The organism is Thioclava sp. F28-4 (genome assembly GCF_002020045.1).
GTDB classification, from domain to species: domain Bacteria; phylum Pseudomonadota; class Alphaproteobacteria; order Rhodobacterales; family Rhodobacteraceae; genus Thioclava; species Thioclava sediminum.
The window spans coordinates 261,191-281,509 of record NZ_MPZQ01000005.1 but is presented as its reverse complement, the minus strand read 5'-3'; the positions used below and the strand labels follow the sequence as shown (position 1 = coordinate 281,509).

The following is a 20,319-nucleotide window of genomic DNA, read 5'->3' as shown; positions in this document are numbered from 1 at the left end:
TCGCGATCACCTGCATTCCGAAGGCGTCTTATGCTGAATTCGTAACGTGTTCTAATGGGTGACGTTAGGTAAGGATTCGCGCAGGTTTCAGCGAACCGGCAGGAACTGGCCTAGGCGCGTCCCGACCTTGCCGGGACGCGCCATATGAAAGCACGCGACGGAGAGCGTACTTAGCAAGCGGTGGCGGGCGTCATCGTGCGCTGGTCGAGCAGGAAGTCGGTCACCATCGCGCCGATCCACATGCAGAACAGCGCCAGCCACGCGGTGCCTGCCAGAACGGAGGTGCCCGTCACGCCGTTGCCGATGGCGCAGCCGCCGGCGAGCATCGCGCCGAAGCCCATGAAGATCGCCCCGATCATCGAGCGCCGCATCACCGGCATCGAGTCGAAGCCCTGCCATGCGAACTGGCGCGAGAAGAGCGAGCTCAGGAAAGCGCCCAGAACCACGCCGGGCACGAGGCCCACGTCGAATTCCAGCACCGAGTTGCGGTCGAGGAAGAACATCAGCGTATTGGCAGAGGGGCCCGAGAAGGTGACGGAATTCACCGGCACCGGGTCGAAAGCGACCTGGCTCAGCATGAAGGTCAGAACCCAGCCCACCGCGACGGCGAAGCCGACGCCGGAGGCGAAGATCCATGTCTTCACGCCGATCTCGTTGCGCTTGGCCAGATACATGCCCGCGATGGCGAAGACGATGCCGACGGCCAGTCCGGTCCAGTTGGGCAGGTGGAGCGCGTCGAGGATATTCACGTTCTGCGCGCCGGTGATCCAGAGGCTCGCCAGCCGGTCACGCAGCGGCGCAAGGATGCCCTTGAGGCTCATCGTGGCGGTCACCGCGAAGATCAGCCCCGAGACGACCGAGCGCAGGTTGCCCGTCGCCGCCAGCACGAGAAGCCGTCCCGAACAGCCGCGCGACAGCACCATGCCGACACCGAAGATCAGCCCGCCGATGATCGCGCCCGACCACGAGCCGGGCACCGACATCATCCGGCTGTCGCCCTGCCGGAACAGATCGAGCAGTTGCGCGCTCTGCACCCAGACCAGCGCGGTCGAGAAGGTCAGGAACCATACCGCGACCTTGCCGCCCAGCTTGCCGCGCGCGAATTCCACCGTCGCGGCCCGCAGGCAGAAGTTGGATTTCTGCGCGGCCACGCCGAAGATAAGCCCGGTGATCACCCCGAAAAGCGCCGCCGTGGGGCCTTCGCCGATCCGCTCGATGAGTGCGATGATGTCCATGATACGATCTCCCGTTCGCGCACGGGTTCTGCCAGAAACCGCAGAAACGCACATTGATCTGAGTCAGGTCGCACCTTTTGCAGACTTGCCGCAGGCGCTGCCGTCGCGTCTAAGGAAGGCATGATGAAGTTCCGATCCGTCCCTCTCGACGAGGCCCACGAGCTGCCGCGCTGGCGCAGACCCGAGGCGCTGCTCTACGTCATGGCCACCGCAATGCCGATCTCCTTCGCCACCTGGTCGGCGCTGCTGAACAACTTCGTCATCGACGTGGTGAATTTCGACGGCGTCGATATCGGCTGGCTGCAGAGTTTCCGCGAAGTGCCGGGCTTCCTCGCGATCGGGGTGATCGTCGTGCTGTGGGTGATGCGCGAGCAGACGCTGGCGATCCTCTCGCTGCTGCTTCTGGGCGGAGCGACGGCGGTGACCGCGCTTTTCCCGAGCTTCGCCGGGCTGATCATTGTGACGCTCCTGTCCTCGATCGGGTTTCACTATTTCCAGACGGTGAACCAGTCGCTGCAATTGCAGTGGATCGACAAGGCCAAGGCGCCGCAGACGCTGGGCCGGATCGTGGCCATCGGTTCGGGGGCCTCGCTGGCGGCCTATGCGCTGCTCGTGCTGACCTGGAAGACGTTCAACCTCAGCTACGAATTCGTCTACGCCACCGCCGGGATCGCGACGATGGTGATGATGGCGGCCGCCGCGCTGATATATCCGCAGTTCCACACGCGCGAGCCGCAATCGAAGAAGTTCGTGCTGCGTCGTCGCTATTGGCTCTATTACGCGATCACCTTCATGGCGGGCGCGCGGCGGCAGATTTTCGTGGTCTTCGCCGCCTTCATGATGGTCGAGCGCTTCGGGCTGCGGGTGGATGAGATCACCGCGCTCTTCCTGATCAACTTCGCGGTCAACATGGCCGCCGCGCCTGCAATGGGCCGCTTCGTGCATCGCTTCGGCGAGCGCCGGGCGCTGATCTTCGAATATGTCGGGCTGACGCTGCTGTTCCTCGCCTATGGCGGCATCTACTGGTTCGGCTGGGGCATCTGGCTGGCCTGCGCGCTTTACGTGGTCGACCACTTGCTGTTCGCGCTGGCCTTCGCGCAGAAGACCTATTTCCAGAAGATCTGCGACCCCGAGGACATCGCGCCCACCGCCGCTGTCGCCTTCACGATCAACCATATCGCGGCTGTCTTCCTGCCTGTGACGCTGGGCTATCTGTGGATGGTCTCGCCCGGCGCGGTCTTCGGGCTGGCGGCCTCGATGGCGGTGATCTCGCTGGGGCTTGCGCTCTTGGTGCCGCGTCACCCTTCGAAAGGCTACGAGACGGTGCTGCAGGGTCTTGGCCCGGTGCCGGCGTGACGCCCGCGTGAACTGGAAATTCCGCCGCTCCGCGCCTATCTGAGAGGGGCGCGAAAGGGAGATTTACCATGCTGTTCGGAAAACCCGCCACCATTCCAACCAAAGCCGACGCCCTGCCGGGGCGTGACGAAGCGATGCCTCTGGCAGAGCCGCATTTCCTCTGGGGGCGCGACCTGCGGTCGCCCGTGCCCGAGGGCATGGAAGAGGCGATGTTCGGCATGGGCTGCTTCTGGGGCGTCGAGCGCATGTTCTGGAACACCGACGGCGTCTGGCTGACCATGGTCGGCTATGCGGGCGGTCCCACGCCCAACCCGACCTATCGCGAAGTCTGCACCGGCATGACCGGCCATAACGAGGTCGTCCGCGTGATCTACGACCCCGCCAAGGTCAGCTACGAAGACCTGCTGCGCGTCTTCTGGGAGGGCCACGATCCGACCCAAGGGATGCGTCAGGGCAATGACCGCGGCACGCAGTATCGTTCGGGCATCTACACCTACACGGATGCGCAGAAAGAGGCCGCCAAAGCCTCGCGCGACGCCTATGCCGAGCGCCTGCAGGCGGCGGGCTATGGCACGATCACCACCGAGATCATCGACGCGCCGCCCTTCTACTATGCCGAGGATTATCACCAGCAATATCTGGAGAAGAACCCCGGCGGCTATTGCGGCATCGGCGGCACCGGCGTGACCTGCCCGATCGGGCTGAACGCGTGATCTGATGCGTGTGCGGGCCGCTTGACGGCTCGCGCCCGCGGCCCTAAGCCCGGGCGCAACCATCCCGAGGAGCGCGCCCATGACCACCTTCACCGCCTTTACCACGCTGGCCGATCGCGAGGCCGCCGAGGCGCTGTCCGAACGTCTCGAAGAGCTCGATCCCGGCCCCTATGGCACCGGCGTGTTCGAGATCGAGGACGGGTCGGGCCGCTACGAGGTTTCGGGCTATTTCCTCGAGGCCCCCGACGATGTGGCGCTGGACCTGCTGGCGATTTCGCACGGGGCGCAGCCCTTCGTCGTCTCGGAAATCCCGGAAACCGATTGGGTCGCCCACGTGCGCCGCGAACTGGCCCCGGTGCGCGCGGGCCGCTTCTTCCTCTATGGCAGCCATGACGAGGACAAGATCCCGGCGGATACGATCGCGCTGCGGATCGATGCGGCGATGGCCTTCGGGACGGGCCATCACGGCACCACCTCGGGCTGCTTGACCGCGCTCGACGATCTGGCGAACGAGGGTCACACCTTCCATAACGTCGCCGATATCGGCTGCGGCACCGCCGTTCTGGCGATGGCGGCAGCGAAGCTCTGGCCCAAGCCGGTTCTGGCCTCCGATATCGATCCGGTCGCGGTAGAGACGGCGGCGGCGAATGTCGCGGTGAACGGACTCGAAGGCCGCGTGATCTGCATCGAGGCCGCGGGCTTCGGCGATCCGCGCCTGAAAGAGGCCGCCCCCTTCGATCTGATCTTCGCCAATATCCTCAAAGGCCCGCTCGTCGCGCTCGCCCCCGAAATGGGCCGCAACTGCGCCGAATCGGGCTTCGTGATCCTCAGCGGGATCCTCAACGAACAGGCCGATGAAGTCGTCGCCGCTTATGAAGCGCAGGGCTTTGTTTCCCATTCGCGTAAGGAATTCGGCGAATGGACGACATTGGCCATGCAGCGCGCCTAATCCGCCACAAATCCGCTCTGATTGCGGTAAGGATTGCTTTACCCTGACCTGAGAAATTGCCTTTGGGGGCATCGCAGTTAACGGGGTTTGCCATGCGCGATCCACAAATAGAGTCTTTTGAGAAGCGCCTGCATCGGATCGACCAGATCCATCAAGCAGGCGGTGCATTCGAGGCGTCCGGTGCCTTGGGGCGCAGCTATTTTGATTCCATGCGCCCGAAGTCGCGTCGCAGTATTCCGCTGCGCGGTGTGGCGCTGATCTTTGCCGGTATTTTGCTGGTGAAGGGCGCGATGCTCGCGCAGGTGGGCCAGGAGAGCTACGAGGCGCGTGTCGCAAGCCTCGCGGGTGGGTCGCAATTCGAAAGGGTGGGGGCCTGGATCATGCATGCCGACCCCATCACCCGCAAGATCGCCGGGCTGCTCGCGCCGTATTTCGGCTGAGCACCGAAGCCATTAAGCCATAAAGAAAGGGCTGCGCCGTTGCCGGGGCAGCCCTTTTCGCATGACCTGTCGGTCGCGTTAGCGCAGGCGCGCCACGTCGAGACGGGTCAGGCCGATATCGTCCAGCGCGCGGTCGCTGAGCTTCATCAGAGCCTTGCGGGTGACGCGTGCGTCGTTCCAGTCGTGCAGGGCTGCGATCAGCGAGGTAAAGACGCTCGGTCGGGCGCTGCGGCTCATGCGGGTGTTGATATCCATCGAAGCCATGGGGAGGATCCTTCAGTTCACAAACTGCTCAAGTTTCGGGCATTACATCTTCTGAAGCGCAGATAAGACTGGCAGGGTGCGAAAACAATCTCAGTTTTGGCAGCCCCGCCATGCAGGAATCGCATGTGATATGAGGCCGGTTTTTGCATCCCCTCTGGCCGATGTTCCCTTTTCGTGCTAGTTCTTGCGAAACAACACGAGAACGAGGCAGGGCAGATGCGGGTGATCGGGATCGATCCGGGGTTACGCAATCTCGGATGGGGCGTGATCGAGATGGACGGATCGCGACTCAGGCATGTCGCGAACGGGATTCTCCACTCCGAAGGTAAGGATTTGGCAAAGCGCCTGCTGGTGCTGCACGAAGGGCTGAGCGCGGTCATCGCGACCCACATGCCTGAAGCGGCAGCGGTGGAGCAGACCTTCGTCAACAAGGACGCGGTGGCGACGCTGAAACTGGGGCAGGCGCGCGGCATCGCGCTTCTGGCGCCTGCGCAGGCCGGGCTCGAGGTCGGCGAATACGCCCCCAACGCGATCAAGAAAACCGTCGTCGGCGTCGGCCATGCCGACAAGACGCAGGTGCAGCATATGGTGCGCCATCAATTGCCCGGCGTGCAGTTCGAAGGCGCCGATGCGGCCGATGCACTCGCCATTGCGATCTGCCACGCCTTCCACCTGCAATCGGCGGCCCGGATGAACGCGGCGCAACTCTCCCGCGATGCCTTGGGCACAACCCAGCGGAGGCGCGCATGATCGGTCGCATCGCAGGGGTCATCATCCACCGCGCGCTCGACCACGTCATGATTGACGTGCGCGGCGTGGGCTATGTCGTCCATGTCAGCCAGCGCACCGCGCAATCGCTGCCGCCCGTGGGCGAGGCCTGCGCGCTCTATACCGATCTGCTGGTGCGCGAGGACCTGCTGCAACTCTTCGGCTTCCCGACGCTGTTGGAGAAGGAATGGCACCGGCTGCTGACCTCGGTGCAGGGGATCGGCGCGAAAGCTTCGCTCGCGATCCTCGGCACGCTCGGCGCGGAGGGGCTGGGCCGCGCGATCGCGCTGGGCGACTGGTCGGCGGTGAAATCCGCCCCCGGCGTCGGCCCGAAACTCGCGCAGCGCGTCGTGCTGGAACTGAAGGAGAAAGCGCCCACCGTCATGGCGATGGGCGCCGAGTTCACCGTCGATGCCACCCCCGAGGTGATCGAGGACGCGCCCGCCAAGAAGCCCGCGAAGAAAGCAGCCCCCGCCGCCACGCCCAAGGTGAATTTCACCGCCGAGGCGATCTCCGCGCTCACCAATCTCGGCTATGCGCCCTCGGACGCGGCCGGTGCCGTCGCGCAGGCCAATGACGACCCGGAGGTCACCGACACGGCCAAGCTGATCCGCGCGGCGCTAAGGCTCCTGGCCCCGAAGGATTGACCTCTTCCTCTTGGTGAAAATATCCCGGGGTGCGGGGCAGAGCCCCGCTTGCTCCCCTCCGTCAAAGGCGCGACAGTAAATGACGATGAGCGAACCTGATCCCACCCTGCGGCCCGACCGCCTGCCCGAAGACGCCGACCGCGCCCTGCGACCGCAGGCGCTGGAGGAATTCACCGGTCAGGCCGAGGCCCGCGCCAATCTGCGCGTCTTCATCGAAAGCGCCAAGATGCGCAGCCAGGCGATGGATCACACGCTGTTCCACGGCCCGCCCGGTCTGGGCAAGACGACGCTGGCGCAGATCATGGCGCGAGAGCTGGGCGTGAATTTCAAGATGACCTCGGGACCGGTGCTGGCCAAGGCGGGCGATCTGGCCGCGATCCTGACCAATCTCGAAGCGCGCGACGTGCTTTTCATCGATGAAATCCACCGGATGAACCCGGCGGTGGAGGAAGTGCTCTACCCCGCGATGGAGGATTTCGAGCTCGATCTGGTGATCGGCGAGGGGCCCGCCGCGCGCACTGTGCGGATCGAATTGCAGCCCTTCACGCTGGTCGGCGCGACCACGCGGCTTGGCCTGCTGACGACACCGCTGCGCGACCGCTTCGGCATCCCGACACGGCTGCAATTCTACACCGAGGACGAGCTGGACCTGATCGTGACGCGCGGTTCGCGGCTTCTGGGTATCCCGTCCGACCCCGCGGGCACCCGCGAGATCGCCAAGCGCGCCCGCGGTACCCCGCGCATCGCGGGACGTTTGCTCCGCCGCGTCGTCGATTTCGCGCTGGTCGAGGGCGACGGGCGTCTGACACGCGAGATCGCGGACCGCGCGCTGACGCGCCTCGGTGTCGACAATCTTGGTCTCGATGGGGCGGACCGGCGCTACATGATGCTGATGGCCGATCATTACGGCGGTGGCCCGGTGGGGGTGGAGACGCTTTCGGCCGCGCTGTCAGAAAGCCGCGACGCGATCGAAGAAGTCATCGAACCCTACCTGCTGCAACAGGGCCTGATCAGCCGCACCCCGCGCGGGCGGATGCTGGGCGCGCGGGCGTGGCGGCATCTGGGGCTGGAAGCGCCGAAACCCGCCACCCCGCAGACGGACCTCTTTGGCGATGGCTGACCCCTTGGCACGTTTCGAGATCTCCGAGGCCGAGATCGACCGCGTCGTCGCGCGCTTCTACGAGCGCGTGCGTAGCCACGCGATGCTCGGTCCGGTCTTTGCGGTGCATGTCACCGACTGGCCCACCCATGAAGACAAGGTCGCCCGGTTCTGGAAGAACGCGATCCTGCGCAAACCGGGCTATGACGGCTCGCCCATGCAGGTCCACCGCGCAGCAGGCAATGTGCGCCCGGGCATGTTTTCAACCTGGCTTGCGGAATTTGACAAGGTGCTGAGCGCGGAGCTCACGCCCGAACAGGCGGCGGGCTGGTCGGCGCTGGCGCATCGGATCGGGATGAGCCTGCGGCAAGGCGTGGTCGAACGCGAGACCTTTGCGGGCGGTATTCCGAAGCTGAAATGACCCGCGCGCGTAGGCGCGCAAAACTAGAGGTGGAGGGGGCTCTGCCCCCGCTCGTTTCACGAGCCCCCCGGGATACTTCAGCCAAGAGGAAGAGGCTCAGTCCTCTTTCTTGCCGAAGACCCCGGTAAGCGACCGGCCGATCAGATTGGTCACGCGGGGCTTTTGCAACTTGCGGAAGGGCATCGGGCGGCAGACTTCCAGTGCGGCGATGCCGACGCGCGCGGTCAGTGCTCCGTTGATGACGCCTTCGCCGAACCGGCGCGAGAGTTTCGACACCAGATGACCGCCGGTGACGGTCTCGATCAGATCGTCGCCCGCCGCCACAGCACCGGTCGCGACGAGATGGGTCATCACCGTGCGCGCCAGCCGGATCGAGCCGAGCGTGCCCGAGCGCCCGCCATAGATTTCCGCGATGCGCCGGATCATCCGCAGGTTCGCGGTGAGCGCGGTGAAGACGTCGGCCAGCGCCAATGGAACGATAGCAGTGACGGTGGCCACGGTGCGCGCGGCGGCCTCGATCTCCAGCCGGGCGGCGGCGTCAAGCGGGCCCATCAGTTCAGTTTCCGCCAGCCCCATCAGCGTGTCGGTGTCGAGCACCTCGCCCGTTTGCTCGGCCAGCCGCTTGCGCGCCCAATCCATCTCGGGCCGCGCGGCATAGAGGCCCGAGACATGGGCCGTCACCTTGCGCGCGCGGCTCAGATCATCTTCGCTCAGCGCTTCCGAGACTTCCTTATGGACCTTGTCGAGCCGCGCCAGCCGCGAGAAGGCGGCGATCTCGCGGCCCGTGATCAGCAGCGCGCCAAGCGCGAAGGCCGCGACCAGCGCGGTGCCGATCCAGCCTAGGATGGGATGGGTGGCGAACAGCCCGTCGATGAAACGCCAGAGCGCCACCGAGATCAGGAAACCCACCAACGCCACGCTCGCGCGCCAGAAGAAGCGCACGATGGGCGAGGTGCGCCGCGCCCCCAGCCGGGTCGCGATCTGCATGGCGCGGCCCTCCAGCCGTTCCTCGGTCGCGCTCGGCATATCCTCGATCGGCGCGGCCTCGGCAGGCGAGGGCGCGTCCTCGATCTCGATCATCACCGGTTTTTTCATAGCTTGTCCCCGATCAGGAAATCGGCCGCGCGGTCGAGCCGGATATGCGGCGGGCCTTCGCCGGGTCGCAGGATCACCGGGGCCGGGGCGAAGTTCATGATCGAATAATCCTCGTCGAGCCATGCGGAGGCCCCTTGCGCCGCGGGCGAGAGAAGCTGCGCCGGGTCGGCGGGTAATTCGCCGGGATAAAGCGCGACCGATTTGCCGCTCTCCAGCCGCCCGCGCACGGCCTGCAACTCCGCCCCGTCATGCGAGAGGGTTTCCTCCGTGGTGCTGCGCAGCGCCGCGATCGACAGCGCGAGAGTCTTCGCGCCTGCGAAATCGGCCCGATCCTTGGCCTCACGCAGCAGCGCGCCTGTGATCGCGGTCAGGCGGGCGTGTTGGGTGTGGTGCAGGTGGTCGGCCTTGGTGGCGGCGAAGAGGATTTTCTCCACCCGCTTGCCGCCGATCAGCGAGGTCAGCCAGCTCGCGCGTCCCGGACGGAAGGCCGCCAGAATATCCGCCATCGCCTGACGCAGATCGTCGAGCGCGGCGGGCCCCGAATGGATCGCGCCCAGCACATCGACCAGCACCACCTGCCGGTCGATCTTGGCGAAATGGTCGCGGAAGAAGGGGCGCACGACCTCACGCTTATAGGCGTCGTAGCGGCGCTCCATCTCGCGCCGGAGCGAGCCGCGCGGGGCATCGCCCGCAGGCAGCGGCGCGAAGGTTAGCGCAGGCGATCCGGCCATCTCGCCGGGCAGCAGGAAGCGCCCCGGTGTGCAGTCGGAGAAGCCCGCATCGCGCGCCTCAGTGAGGTATCGGGTGAAGCCTGCCGCCAGCGCCTTGGCCTGCGGCTCGGTGAATTCGGCCGTGCCATCGGCCGCCTCGGATTGCGCCAGATACTCCGCGCCTTGCGGGCGGTTCGGAAGACGCGCCAGCGCCTCCGCCGACCATTCGGCATAGCTTTTGTCCATCAGCCCGAGGTCGAGCAGCCACTCGCCGGGATAATCCACGATGTCGAGATGCACGACGCGCGGCCCGCGCACCGCGCCCAGCATTCCGCGCGGCTGGATGCGGAAGGACAGCCGCAGCTCCGAGACGGCGCGTGTGCCCTCGGGCCAATGCGGCGAAGGCCCGGTCAGGGCGGCAAGGTGGCTCTCATAGTCGAAGCGTGGCACCGTGTCGTCGGGCTGCGGCTGCAGATAGGCGGCGGTGATATCCGACGCGGCCCCCAGCGCAGGCATCCGCCCGCGATCCAGAAGGTTCGCGACCAGCGAGGTGATGAACACGGTCTTGCCCGCGCGCGACAGCCCCGTCACGCCGAGCCGGATCACCGGTTCGAACAGCGCCTCCGAGACCGAATGGCCCATGCCCTCGATCCCGCGCGTGATCCCGTCCGCAATGTCGGAAATGCCCAAAGCTCGGCCCCTCACTCTCGTTCACGGACAAGATAAGCAGCGGAGAGTGTTAAGGAAAGAGAGGGCGGACACGCGGACCGCCCTCTACATAATTATCGGCTCTGGATCGGCCTCAGACCGACAGGCAGATATATTTCATCTCAAGGTAATCCTCGATCCCGTGATGCGAACCCTCGCGGCCCAGACCCGACTGCTTCACGCCGCCGAACGGGGCGAGCTCGGTCGAGATCAGGCCGGTATTCACGCCGACGATCCCGTATTCCAGGCCTTCCTGCACGCGGGTGATGCGCCCCACGTCGCGGGCGTAGAAATAGCTCGCAAGGCCGAAGATCGTGTCATTGGCCTTGGCGATCGCTTCCTGCTCGGTCTCGAACTTGAAGAGCGGGGCGACGGGGCCGAAGGTTTCCTCATGCGAGACCTTGGCCTCCTGCGTGACCCCGGTCAGCACGGTCGGTTGGAAGAAGGTGCCGCCCATTTCGTGACGTTCGCCGCCGGTGACGATCGAGCCGCCATGGTCGAGCACGTCCTGAATATGCTCCTGCACTTTCTTGACCGCGTCCTCGTTGATCAGCGGGCCGGCCTCGACGCCTTCCTCGAGGCCGTCGCCCACCTTGAGGGCGTTGACGGCCTTGGCCAGCTTCTCGGCGAAGGCGTCATAGACCCCGGACTGGACATAGATGCGGTTGGCGCAGACGCAGGTCTGACCGTTATTGCGGAATTTCGACGCCATTGCGCCTTCGACCGCGGCGTCGAGATCGGCGTCGTCGAACACGATGAAGGGCGCGTTGCCGCCCAGTTCCATCGAGCATTTCATCACCTGATCCGCCGCCTGACGCAGCAGGATGCGGCCCACCTCGGTCGAGCCGGTGAAGGTCAGCTTGCGCACGCTGTGGTTCTCGCAGAATTCCTTGCCGATATCGGAGGCTTTCGCGGAGGTGATGACCGAGAGAATGCCTTTGGGCAGGCCCGCCCGTTCGCCCAGCACCGCCATCGCCAGCGCCGAGAGCGGCGTCTCAGAGGCCGGGCGGCAGACGAAACCGCAGCCCACCGCGAGCGCCGGGCCCGCCTTACGCGCGATCATCGCGTTGGGGAAGTTCCACGGCGTGATCGAGGCTGCGACCCCGATCGGCTGCTTGATCACGGTGATCCGCTTGTCGCGCTGGTGGCCCGGGATCGTCTCGCCATAGACCCGCTTGGCCTCTTCGCCGAACCACTCGATGAAGCCTGCGCCATAGGCGATCTCGCCCTTCGCCTCGGCGAGCGGCTTACCCATCTCGGCGGTGAGGATCGCGCCGAGATCGTCCTGGTTCTCCATCATCAGGTCGTACCATTTGCGCATGATCTGCGCGCGTTCCTTGCCGGTGCGCGCGGCCCAGTCCTTCATCGCCTCGTCGGCGGCGGCGATGGCGCGGGCGGTTTCGGCGCGGCCCAGATCGGGCACGGTGCAGATCACGTCACCCCGCGCGGGGTTGGTCACGTCGAAGGTGGTGCCGTCATCGGCATCGACCCATTCGCCCGCGACGAGGGCCTTGGTCACCAGAAGCGAGGGATCCTTTAGGATGGATTTGAGGTCGGTCTTGTCGTCGAGCATGATGTCCTCCGAAGGGCTGGATGGGTCGTCCGGTCAATGCGCCGGGCTTTTTTATGTTCCGTAACGGCTGCGCCAGCAGGGCTGCAGATCGCCGGGGTGTTCTTTGGCTTCATAGATGGCGCGGGCGATGGCGCGGGCAAGCACGCAAGACGCCGCATGGCCAAGCTGGAACGGGTCGCGGACCGGATCGGCCAAGGGCTTCTCGCCGGTCGCGGCAGCGAAGATCAGATCGCCGTCGAGCGGTGTATGCGACGGCACGATGGCGCGCGCCATGCCGTCATGGGCCGCCGTGGCCATGCGTTGCGCCTGCGCTTGGGTGAGGACGGCATCGGTCGCCACGATGGCGATGGTGGTGGCTTCGCCCTGACGTTTCATCGGTTCGGGCATCGCGCTCGGATCATGCTGGGGCGCAGGGCCGAAACCGCCGAACTCGCTTGCGATCTCCCACGGCGCGGCCCAGAAATGCGGCCCCTCGCCGACGGTCACCGAGCCGAGCGCATTCACAGCCACCAGCGCGCCCACCGTGAAGCCGCTCTCTAACACCGCCGAAGCCGAGCCAAGCCCGCCTTTGAAGGTCCCGGTCATCGCGCCAAAGCCCGCCCCGGCGCTGCCGATCTCGAACCGCTCTGTGGCCGCCTCAAGCGCCGCGCGCCCAAGCCCGGGATAGGGCGTCTCGGTCCAACTCTTGTCGCCGCCGTTGAGCAGATCGAACAGGATCGCACCGGGTACGATCGGCACGCGCTGATCGCCCACCGCGAACCCGCGCCCTTGCGCGCGCAGCCCCGCCATCACCCCATCGCAGGCGCCGAGCCCAAAGGCCGAGCCGCCCGAGAGCACGAGCGCATCGACCTCCTGCACCAGCTTGTCCGGCGCGAGAAGATCGGTCTCCCGCGTTCCCGGCGCGCCGCCCATCACCTGCACCGCCGCCGTGAAGGGGCGCTCGCCCAGCAGCACGCTCACACCCGAGCGCAGGCCGGCATCCTCGGCATTGCCCACGCGCAGCCCGGCGATATCGGTGATCAGATTGTTCGGCCCTGCCTTCATCTTCCTCTTGGTCCAAATATCCTGGGGGTTTGGGGGCAACGCCCCCAACTCAATGCCCTGCGTTCAGATACAGCGCCCGCCATCGACCTCCATCGCGACGCCGGTGATCATGCTCGCCTCGTCCGAGCAGAGGAACAGCGCCGCATTCGCCATGTCCTCGGGCGTCGAGAACCGCCCCAGCGGGATGGTCGAGAGAAACTTCGCGCGGATCTCCGGCGTGTCCTCGCCCATGAAGCTTTTCAGAAGCGGGGTCTCTCCGGCGACAGGGTTGATCGCGTTGACGCGGACCCCGGAGGGCGCAAGCTCCACCGCCATCGCGCGGGTCGCGGTGATCATCCAGCCCTTCGAGGCATTGTACCAGCTCAGGTTCGGTCGCGGGCTGACGCCGGCGGTCGAGGCCACGTTCAGGATCGCGCCCGCACCTCGCGCTTTCATTCCCGGCACGATATGGCGCGCCGTTAGGTAGACCGATTTCGCGTTCACGGTGAGGACGCGGTCGAACTCCTCCTCGGTCACCTCCTCCATCGGCTTCGGCAGATGGGTGGTCCCTGCATTGTTCACCAGAATGTCGATCTGCCCGAACGCCTCGCGCGCCGTCTGCGCCAGTGCGGCGACATCCGCATCGCGGCTGACATCCACGGTGCAGGCCACGCCGCCGATCTCGTCGGCGATGGCCTGCGCGGCCTCGGCGTTGAGATCTGCGACCAGAACCCGCGCACCCTCGGCGGCGAAGCGGCGCGCGATCCCCGCGCCGAAGCCCGAGCCCGCGCCGGTGACGATCGCGCTTTTGCCTTCCAGTCTCATCGGTGCTCCTCCTCGGGGCCTACTGTTGTCGCAGGACACATCGGGTGCAAGGGGGCTCTGCCCCCCGGTCTGCCGGCCCTTCGCTTGCGCTTCGGGCGTTCGTCGGGGCGTCCTTCCACTGGAAGGCCGCTGATCCCGCCTCACCCCCGGGATATTTCCGCCAAGCCGAAACCCTCAGCCATGCCAGGCGGCGATGGTTTTCAGGGTGGAGAAGCCGTAGAGCGCCTCGAACCCTTTCTCGCGCCCGTGCCCGGATTTGCCGATGCCGCCGAAGGGAAGCTCCACGCCTCCGCCCGCGCCGTAATTGTTCAGGAAGACCTGTCCTGCGCGGAGGCGACGGGCGAGCCGCATCGTCCGCCCGCCATTCTCCGACCAGACCGAGGCGACGAGCCCGTATTCTGTGCCGTTCGCGATGGCGACGGCCTCTTCCTCGTCCTCGAAGGGAATGACGATCTGCGCCGGGCCGAAGATTTCCTCCTGCGCGAGCCGATGCGCGCCGTGACCACCGCCGATCAGGGTCGGCGCGACGTAATGACCGCCTGCGGGGACATCCTCGGCGATCCGGCCTTGCGCCGCGATAGTGAGGTCGGAGGCGAGCGCCAGATAGCCCTCGACGATCTCTTTCTGCCGCCCCGAGATCAGCGGGCCGAGGTCGTGATCGCCAAGCGCGGGCCCCGCCGTCAGGCCGCGATAGCGCGCGGCCATTTTCTCCAGCACTTCGTCATAGCGCGAGCGCTGCACGAGGATGCGCGACGAGGCCGAGCAGGTCTGCCCGGCGTTCTGGATGCCTGCGTTCACGAGGAAGGGCAGCGCGCGGTCGAGATCGGCATCGTCGAAGACGAGCTGCGGGGATTTGCCGCCAAGCTCCAGCGTGACGGGCACGGCATTCACTGCGGCGGCGGCCTGAATGTGCTGGCCGACCGCGACCGATCCGGTGAAGGAGATATGCTGGATGCCGGGATGGGCCGAGAGCGCGGCTCCGGCTTCTTCGCCCAGACCCGGCACGATATTGAGCGCACCGGCCGGCATCCCCGCTTCTTGCGCGATCCGCCCGAAGGCCAGCGCGGTGAGCGAGGCTTCCTCGGCAGGTTTCACGACCGCCGCGTTGCCCATCGCCAGCGCCGCTGCGACCGAGCGTCCAATGATCTGCATCGGGTAGTTCCACGGCACGATATGTGCAGTCACGCCATGCGGCTCGCGCAGCGTGTAGGCGGTGTAGCCGTTGAGATAGGGGATCGTCTCGCCCATCACCTTGTCCGCGGCCCCGCCGTAGAATTCCAGATAACGCGCCAGTGCCGCCACATCGGCACGCGCCTGCGTCAGCGGTTTGCCGACATCGAGCGCCTCGATCACGGCCAGATCCTCGGCATGGGCCAGCACGAGCCCGGACATCTTCAGCAGGAGCCGCCCGCGCTCTGCCGCACTTAGCTGTCCCCAGTCGCCCGCAAGCGCCGCCTGTGCGGCCTCGACCGCCGCGTCGATCTCCGGCTTGCCGCCCCGGGCGATCTGCGCCATCTCGCGCCCATCCGAGGGGCATTCCACGGAAAGTCGCGCATCGAGCTTGCGCCAGACGCCTCCGATCAACATCTCCTCGGGGTCGAACCAAAGCGGCAAATTCATGCGCGGCACCTCCTCTTGTCACGCGATTTCGCAGCACGCTCGGCGCGCGCGCGCGGAAAATCAAGAGGGCAGGAATCTGCCGGGGTGAGGCTGATCACATTCATGTGAGTGTGAGTGGAGGGAACTTTCCCCTATCTAGCCCCTTGAATGACGGAACCGGGCCGAAGGCCCACCGGAAAAAGAGACAGGAAAATTGCAAGTGACCGCGAGTTATTCGACGCTCAAACGCGCAATCCGCCCGGCCATGCTCTTCGGGCTGGCTGGCATCTTGGCTGCCTGCGCGAGTGCGCCGGAACAGCGCTATGCGCAACCGACCCAGTCGACGAAGGCCGTGCCCGCCGAATATCAGGCGCGCGAAGATGACGGGAAAACCATCCCGGCGATCAGTCCGAAATATCTGGTGGAGCGGAACCGCCGCCAGGTCGTGCCCTATCACGGGCCCGAGGCTGTCGGGACGATCGTCGTCGATCCCTATGCGCGTTTCCTCTACTACATCACCGCGCCGGGCAAGGCAGAGCGCTACGGCGTCGCAGTCGGTCGCGACGGCAAGACCTTCTCGGGCGATGCCACGATCAAGCGCAAGCAGGAATATCCGAGCTGGACGCCGACGCAGAACATGATCCAGGAAGATCCCGACCTCTACGGGCCGCTGAAAGACGGTCTGCCGGGTGGTCTGGACAACCCGCTGGGGGCGCGTGCGCTCTATCTCTACCAGGGTAATCGGGATACCTATTACCGCATCCACGGCACGATGGATCCGTCCTCGATCGGGCGTGCGACCTCGGCTGGCTGTATCCGTCTGTTCAATCAGGACATCATCGACCTGTTCGCGAAAGTACCGAAGGGCACGCCGGTGAAGGTGCGCAGCCGCGCCGAGAGCCTCGAGATGGAAGGTCCGGTCGTGCAGCTGCATTCGGGCTATGTGGTCTCCGCCTATAATCAGGTGGCGATCAACGAGGACGAGGCCGCGTGGAAAGCCGGCCAGATCCCCGATCAGCAGAAGGTCGAGGAAGAGCAGCATCAGGCGTCGGTTGCGATGGCCCAAGAGGTCGGCGGCTCGGGCGAGACTGCCAGCTCCACCGTCGATTGCGGCTATTCCGGCACCGGCACCTGCGTCGATACCACCAACTGATCGAGCCGATTTTCGAGATGACACTCACGGCGCGGGGGCAACCTCGCGCCGTTTTTCTTGCGCTGCGGCCTCTTCAGAACCGCGCCAAATCGCGCGATACGCGCCCCGATGCCGCAGCGTTTGCGCGTTCACGTCTTTCCTTGCGGGCCGGGTGACGCTAGGACTCGCGCGCAAGCAGATCAGGAGGATGCCATGAGCGTCACCGGAACCACGCGGCAGAAAATGCCCGCAGATATTCTCGCGATGAAGGGCGGCGCGCCGATCGTTTGCCTGACCGCCTACACCACGCCGATTGCGAAGCTGGTCGACAGCCATTGCGATCTCGTGCTGGTCGGCGACTCGGTGGGCATGGTGCTCCACGGGCTGCCCTCAACGCTGGGCGTGACGATGGAGATGATGATCCTCCACGGCCAGGCGGTCGCACGCGGCCTCTCGAATGCGCTGATGGTGATCGACATGCCGTTCGGGTCGTATGAGGAAAGCCCGGCGCAGGCGTTCCGCAATGCGTCGCGTCTGATGGCCGAGACCGGCGCGGGGGCGGTGAAGCTCGAAGGTGGGGCGCATATGGCCGAGACCATCGCCTTTCTGACCGCGCGCGGTATCCCGGTGCAGGCCCATATCGGGCTGACCCCGCAATCGGTGAACACGTTGGGCGGCTACAAGGTGCAGGGCCGCGGCGACAGCCGGGCGCGTCTGGTAAAGGATGCGAAAGCGGTCGCCGACGCGGGCGCCTTCTCGGTGGTGCTGGAGAAAGTGCCGCAGGGGCTGGCCGACGAGATCACCGCGATGGTCGCTATCCCCACCGTCGGGATCGGCGCGGGCGCGGGCTGCGACGGGCAGGTGCTGGTGGTCGATGACATGCTGGGCCTCTTCACCGATTTCAAACCGAAATTCGTCAAGCGCTTCGGCCAGCTCGGTCAGGAAGCCGAAGCCGCCGTCGCCAATTACGCAGCCGAAGTGCGCGACCGCAGCTTCCCGGCAGCCGAGCACAGCTTCGCCGACGAGGTGAAGAAATGACGCAGGTGATCCGCAAGGCCGCTGAACTGCGCGACAAGGTGGCGGCGTGGAAACGCTCGGGGATGCTGGTCGGCGTGGTGCCGACGATGGGCGCGCTGCATGACGGCCACCTCAGCCTCGCTCGCGCCGCGCGCAAGCAGTCGGACCGCGTGATCGTGACGGTCTTCGTGAACCCGATGCAGTTCAACAACGCCTCCGATCTCGACAAATACCCGCGCGACGAGGCACAGGATCTGGCGCTTCTGGAAGCGGAAGGGGTCGATGTGCTCTTTGCGCCGGGCGTGGACGAGGTCTATCCCGACGGCTTCGCCACCACCGTGTCCGTCGCGGGCATCACCGAGCCGCTGGAAGGCGCGTTCCGGCCCGGCCATTTCGATGGCGTGGCGACGGTCTGCTCGAAGCTCTTCGGCATGACGCAGGCAGGGCGCGCGTTCTTCGGCGAGAAGGACTGGCAGCAATTGCAGGTGGTCCAGCAACTCACCCGCGATCTCAACATGCCGATCCGCATCATCGGTTGCCCGACCATCCGCGAAGAGGACGGTCTGGCAATGTCCTCGCGCAATGTGCGGCTGACGGAAGCTGAGCGCAAATTGGCGCCGCGCCTTCATACGGTGATGCAGGAAGCGGCCGCGAAGATCCGCGACGGCGTGCCGGTCGAGGGGGCGCTCAACGATGCGAAAACCGAGCTGAAAGACGCGGGCTTCGGCGCGCTCGATTATCTCGAACTGCGCACGGTCGACGGGCTGAAACCCGCGACGGACTTGTCGCAACCCGCGCGGATGCTCGTCGCGATCTGGCTCGGCGATGTGCGGCTGATCGACAATATCGCAGTCTGAGGTCGTGAGGGGGCGCTGCCCCCGCGACTGCGTCGCCCCCCGGGATATTTTCGACAAGAACGAAGGGGAAGGGAATGCTCCTTCCCCTTGGTCCAAATATCCCGGGATGAGGCGCGGAACGCGTCGAGGGGCAGCGCCCCTAGGGACCCAGCAGTTCTGCCAGAACCAGCGCCATGACCTTCGCGCTGTCGGCCATATCCTCGATACCGACCCATTCGTCGGGCTGATGGGCGAGCTCCAGAAGGCCCGGCCCGTAGGCGATGCAATTCTGCAGCCGCCCGATCCGGTCGATATGTTTCTGGTCATAGGTGCCGGGCGAGACTACATAAGCCGCCTCGCGGCCCAGCACCGCCTCGATCGCCGCGGCGGTGGAGCGCACGATCGGCGCGCCCTTGTCGGTCATCGTGGGCTGCACCTCGAACATGTCGCGGATTTCATAGCGGAAGCTCGGACGCTGGACTTTCACGCGCTCCATCAGGTCGATGATCTCGGCCTTCACCTCTGCGAGGTCTTCCTCGATCAGAAAGCGCCGGTCGATCACGATGCGGCAGCGATCGGCGACGCAGGGCGTGGGCAGGCCGGTGTAATCGGCCCCCTCCTCCGGTGCGCCGCCATGGATCGAATTGACGTTCAGCGTCGAGGCCCGCGCGCCTTCGGGGATCACGGGCATCTCGGTCTGCTTGCCCAGAAGGAGCGGGTAGAGCGTCTCCTCCATCTCGGTCAGAACGGCGCTCATATGGCGGATCGCGCTGTCGCCGAGGAAAGGCATCGAGCCATGTGCGATACGGCCATGGGTCTCAACCTCGGCCCACCAGACGCCGCGGTGACCGAGGCAGATCTGGTCCTTGTGCAGCGGCTCGGGGATGATGACATGCTGCACGCGGGCGGGATCGAAGCGGCCCTGCTCGGCCAGATAGGCCACACCGCCATAGCCGCCCGATTCCTCGTCGGCAGTGGCGGAAATCTCGATGCTGCCCGCGAAATCGGGGCAGGTGTCGAGGAAGGCTTCCGCCGCGATCACCGAGGCCGCGAGCCCGCCTTTCATGTCGCAGGCGCCGCGCCCGTAGATGCGGTCTCCGTCGATCTCGGCCCCGAACGGATCGCGGGTCCAGCCATGGCCGATCTCGACCACGTCGTGATGGGAGTTGAAATGCACGCAGTCGCCGGGGCGCGCGCCCTCGATGCGGGCGACGAGGTTCCAGCGCGGATAGGTCTCGCTGTCGCCGGGCGCGCCATCGGCGCGGATCAGTTCGGTCGTGAAACCGCGTTCGGAGAGATAGGCGGCGAGAAAATCGCAGATTTCGCGGTAATTGCGCCCCGGCGGGTTCAGCGTCGGGATACGGATCAGTGCCTGCGTCAGCGCAATCAGTTCGTCGCGGCGCGCGTCGATGGCGGATTTCAGGCGAGTGGCGAGGTCCATACCCAAGGCTAGCGCCGGGCGCCGCCGCTGGCCAAGCGAAAACGCAAGGTTTGAAAACACATGGCTTTTGGCCCCCGCGCGCGCTATTGCGGTGCAAATTCCTACGGAGGGACCGGATGAACCTGTTCTTGGCCTTCGCGCTCGTGCTTTGCATTGCGGTCGGAGGGTGGCTGTCGAAATACGACTGGGCGAAGCTTTTGGCGCTGGTACCCGTCGCGATGATCGTGCCCGCTTTCTACATGACCGGCACCGCCTGCGGTGCGGGCTTCGTGCTGCATTTCTTCTCCGACACGGCGAGCTGCTCGAACGGCTATGTGCCGCGCCAGATGTTCGCCGCGACCTATGTGCTCGCGCTGATCCCGGTCGCGGCTTCGGCCATCGTGATCAAGCTGATCCGGATCGGCATGGCGCGCCGGAAGGGCTGATCTGGTCAACCGCGCCGCCGCGGCCTAGGCTTGCGACAGCGAG

General features: G+C 65.8%; 21 protein-coding genes. 12 read left to right on the top strand and 9 right to left on the bottom strand.

Annotated features, from left to right (window positions below; translation table 11 throughout):
- Nucleotides 1–170 precede the first annotated feature (170 nt).
- Nucleotides 171–1,235 (bottom strand): YeeE/YedE family protein, encoded by a 1,065-nt coding sequence (locus BMI87_RS13210; RefSeq protein ID WP_078522072.1) that lies wholly within the window; start codon nt 1,233–1,235, stop codon nt 171–173.
- 123 nt (nt 1,236–1,358) lie between these two features.
- Here BMI87_RS13210 and BMI87_RS13205 point away from each other — a divergent pair, with 123 nt between their 5' ends.
- The 4 genes from BMI87_RS13205 (at nt 1,359) to BMI87_RS13190 (ending at nt 4,693) form a co-directional block, all read left to right on the top strand.
- Entirely contained in the window at nt 1,359–2,591 is a 1,233-nt protein-coding gene (locus BMI87_RS13205; protein ID WP_078522071.1) for an MFS transporter, read from the top strand.
- A 68-nt stretch (nt 2,592–2,659) separates the two neighbouring features.
- On the top strand, nt 2,660–3,304 hold the full coding sequence (gene msrA, locus BMI87_RS13200; RefSeq protein WP_078522070.1) for a peptide-methionine (S)-S-oxide reductase MsrA: 645 nt from the start codon (nt 2,660–2,662) through the stop codon (nt 3,302–3,304).
- Between the two features lie 79 nt (nt 3,305–3,383).
- Entirely contained in the window at nt 3,384–4,253 is an 870-nt protein-coding gene (locus tag BMI87_RS13195) for a 50S ribosomal protein L11 methyltransferase (protein ID WP_078522069.1), read from the top strand.
- 92 nt (nt 4,254–4,345) lie between these two features.
- Nucleotides 4,346–4,693, top strand: coding sequence for a hypothetical protein (locus tag BMI87_RS13190; protein ID WP_078522068.1), 348 nt, complete (start codon nt 4,346–4,348; stop codon nt 4,691–4,693).
- Nucleotides 4,694–4,771: 78 nt separating this feature from the next.
- Here BMI87_RS13190 and BMI87_RS13185 read toward each other — a convergent pair whose 3' ends face one another.
- Complete coding sequence (locus BMI87_RS13185) at nt 4,772–4,957, bottom strand: DUF1127 domain-containing protein (RefSeq protein WP_078522067.1); 186 nt, start codon at nt 4,955–4,957, stop codon at nt 4,772–4,774.
- 216 nt (nt 4,958–5,173) lie between these two features.
- Here BMI87_RS13185 and ruvC point away from each other — a divergent pair, with 216 nt between their 5' ends.
- From ruvC to BMI87_RS13165, 4 genes are all read left to right on the top strand, one after another.
- A complete protein-coding gene (gene ruvC / locus BMI87_RS13180; protein WP_078522066.1) occupies nt 5,174–5,707 on the top strand; it encodes a crossover junction endodeoxyribonuclease RuvC in 534 nt (177 codons plus the stop codon).
- Nucleotides 5,704–6,372 (top strand): Holliday junction branch migration protein RuvA, encoded by a 669-nt coding sequence (gene ruvA, locus BMI87_RS13175; RefSeq protein WP_078522065.1) that lies wholly within the window; start codon nt 5,704–5,706, stop codon nt 6,370–6,372. The genes ruvC and ruvA overlap by 4 nt, the downstream gene beginning before the upstream one ends.
- 85 nt (nt 6,373–6,457) lie before the next feature.
- Nucleotides 6,458–7,492 (top strand): Holliday junction branch migration DNA helicase RuvB, encoded by a 1,035-nt coding sequence (gene ruvB / locus BMI87_RS13170; RefSeq protein WP_078522132.1) that lies wholly within the window; start codon nt 6,458–6,460, stop codon nt 7,490–7,492.
- Nucleotides 7,485–7,892 carry a group III truncated hemoglobin gene (locus BMI87_RS13165; RefSeq protein ID WP_078522064.1) on the top strand — a complete coding sequence of 136 codons (408 nt, stop codon included), beginning with the start codon at nt 7,485–7,487 and terminating at the stop codon, nt 7,890–7,892. The genes ruvB and BMI87_RS13165 overlap by 8 nt, the downstream gene beginning before the upstream one ends.
- 96 nt (nt 7,893–7,988) lie before the next feature.
- Here BMI87_RS13165 and BMI87_RS13160 read toward each other — a convergent pair whose 3' ends face one another.
- From BMI87_RS13160 to BMI87_RS13135, 6 genes are all read right to left on the bottom strand, one after another.
- Nucleotides 7,989–8,987 (bottom strand): YcjF family protein, encoded by a 999-nt coding sequence (locus BMI87_RS13160; RefSeq protein ID WP_232621692.1) that lies wholly within the window; start codon nt 8,985–8,987, stop codon nt 7,989–7,991.
- Nucleotides 8,984–10,387: a YcjX family protein gene (locus tag BMI87_RS22770; RefSeq protein ID WP_078522063.1), complete on the bottom strand. Its 1,404-nt coding sequence runs from the start codon at nt 10,385–10,387 to the stop codon at nt 8,984–8,986. Before BMI87_RS22770 ends, BMI87_RS13160 begins: the two co-directional genes overlap by 4 nt.
- A 112-nt stretch (nt 10,388–10,499) precedes the next feature.
- Nucleotides 10,500–11,978: an NAD-dependent succinate-semialdehyde dehydrogenase gene (locus BMI87_RS13150; RefSeq protein ID WP_078522062.1), complete on the bottom strand. Its 1,479-nt coding sequence runs from the start codon at nt 11,976–11,978 to the stop codon at nt 10,500–10,502.
- Between the two features lie 51 nt (nt 11,979–12,029).
- Nucleotides 12,030–13,022, bottom strand: a complete 993-nt coding sequence (locus BMI87_RS13145; RefSeq protein ID WP_078522061.1) for a P1 family peptidase — start codon at nt 13,020–13,022, stop codon at nt 12,030–12,032.
- A gap of 63 nt (nt 13,023–13,085) precedes the next feature.
- Entirely contained in the window at nt 13,086–13,826 is a 741-nt protein-coding gene (locus tag BMI87_RS13140) for an SDR family oxidoreductase (protein ID WP_078522060.1), read from the bottom strand.
- A gap of 174 nt (nt 13,827–14,000) precedes the next feature.
- A complete protein-coding gene (locus tag BMI87_RS13135) occupies nt 14,001–15,446 on the bottom strand; it encodes an aldehyde dehydrogenase family protein (RefSeq protein WP_078522059.1) in 1,446 nt (481 codons plus the stop codon).
- 199 nt (nt 15,447–15,645) lie between these two features.
- On the opposite strand from BMI87_RS13135, the gene BMI87_RS13130 reads away from it, so the two are divergent.
- The 3 genes from BMI87_RS13130 to panC all read left to right on the top strand — a co-directional run bounded on the left by BMI87_RS13130 (nt 15,646) and on the right by panC (nt 18,431).
- Nucleotides 15,646–16,578, top strand: a complete 933-nt coding sequence (locus BMI87_RS13130) for a L,D-transpeptidase (RefSeq protein WP_338113658.1) — start codon at nt 15,646–15,648, stop codon at nt 16,576–16,578.
- 192 nt (nt 16,579–16,770) lie between these two features.
- Nucleotides 16,771–17,595, top strand: a complete 825-nt coding sequence (gene panB, locus BMI87_RS13125) for a 3-methyl-2-oxobutanoate hydroxymethyltransferase (protein ID WP_078522058.1) — start codon at nt 16,771–16,773, stop codon at nt 17,593–17,595.
- Nucleotides 17,592–18,431: a pantoate--beta-alanine ligase gene (panC, locus tag BMI87_RS13120; protein WP_078522057.1), complete on the top strand. Its 840-nt coding sequence runs from the start codon at nt 17,592–17,594 to the stop codon at nt 18,429–18,431. The genes panB and panC overlap by 4 nt, the downstream gene beginning before the upstream one ends.
- A 139-nt stretch (nt 18,432–18,570) precedes the next feature.
- Here the strand turns inward: panC and BMI87_RS13115 are convergent, their stop codons facing one another.
- Nucleotides 18,571–19,851 (bottom strand): acetylornithine deacetylase/succinyl-diaminopimelate desuccinylase family protein, encoded by a 1,281-nt coding sequence (locus BMI87_RS13115; RefSeq protein ID WP_078522056.1) that lies wholly within the window; start codon nt 19,849–19,851, stop codon nt 18,571–18,573.
- A 116-nt stretch (nt 19,852–19,967) separates the two neighbouring features.
- On the opposite strand from BMI87_RS13115, the gene BMI87_RS13110 reads away from it, so the two are divergent.
- Complete coding sequence (locus BMI87_RS13110) at nt 19,968–20,276, top strand: hypothetical protein (RefSeq protein WP_078522055.1); 309 nt, start codon at nt 19,968–19,970, stop codon at nt 20,274–20,276.
- Nucleotides 20,277–20,319 lie beyond the last annotated feature (43 nt).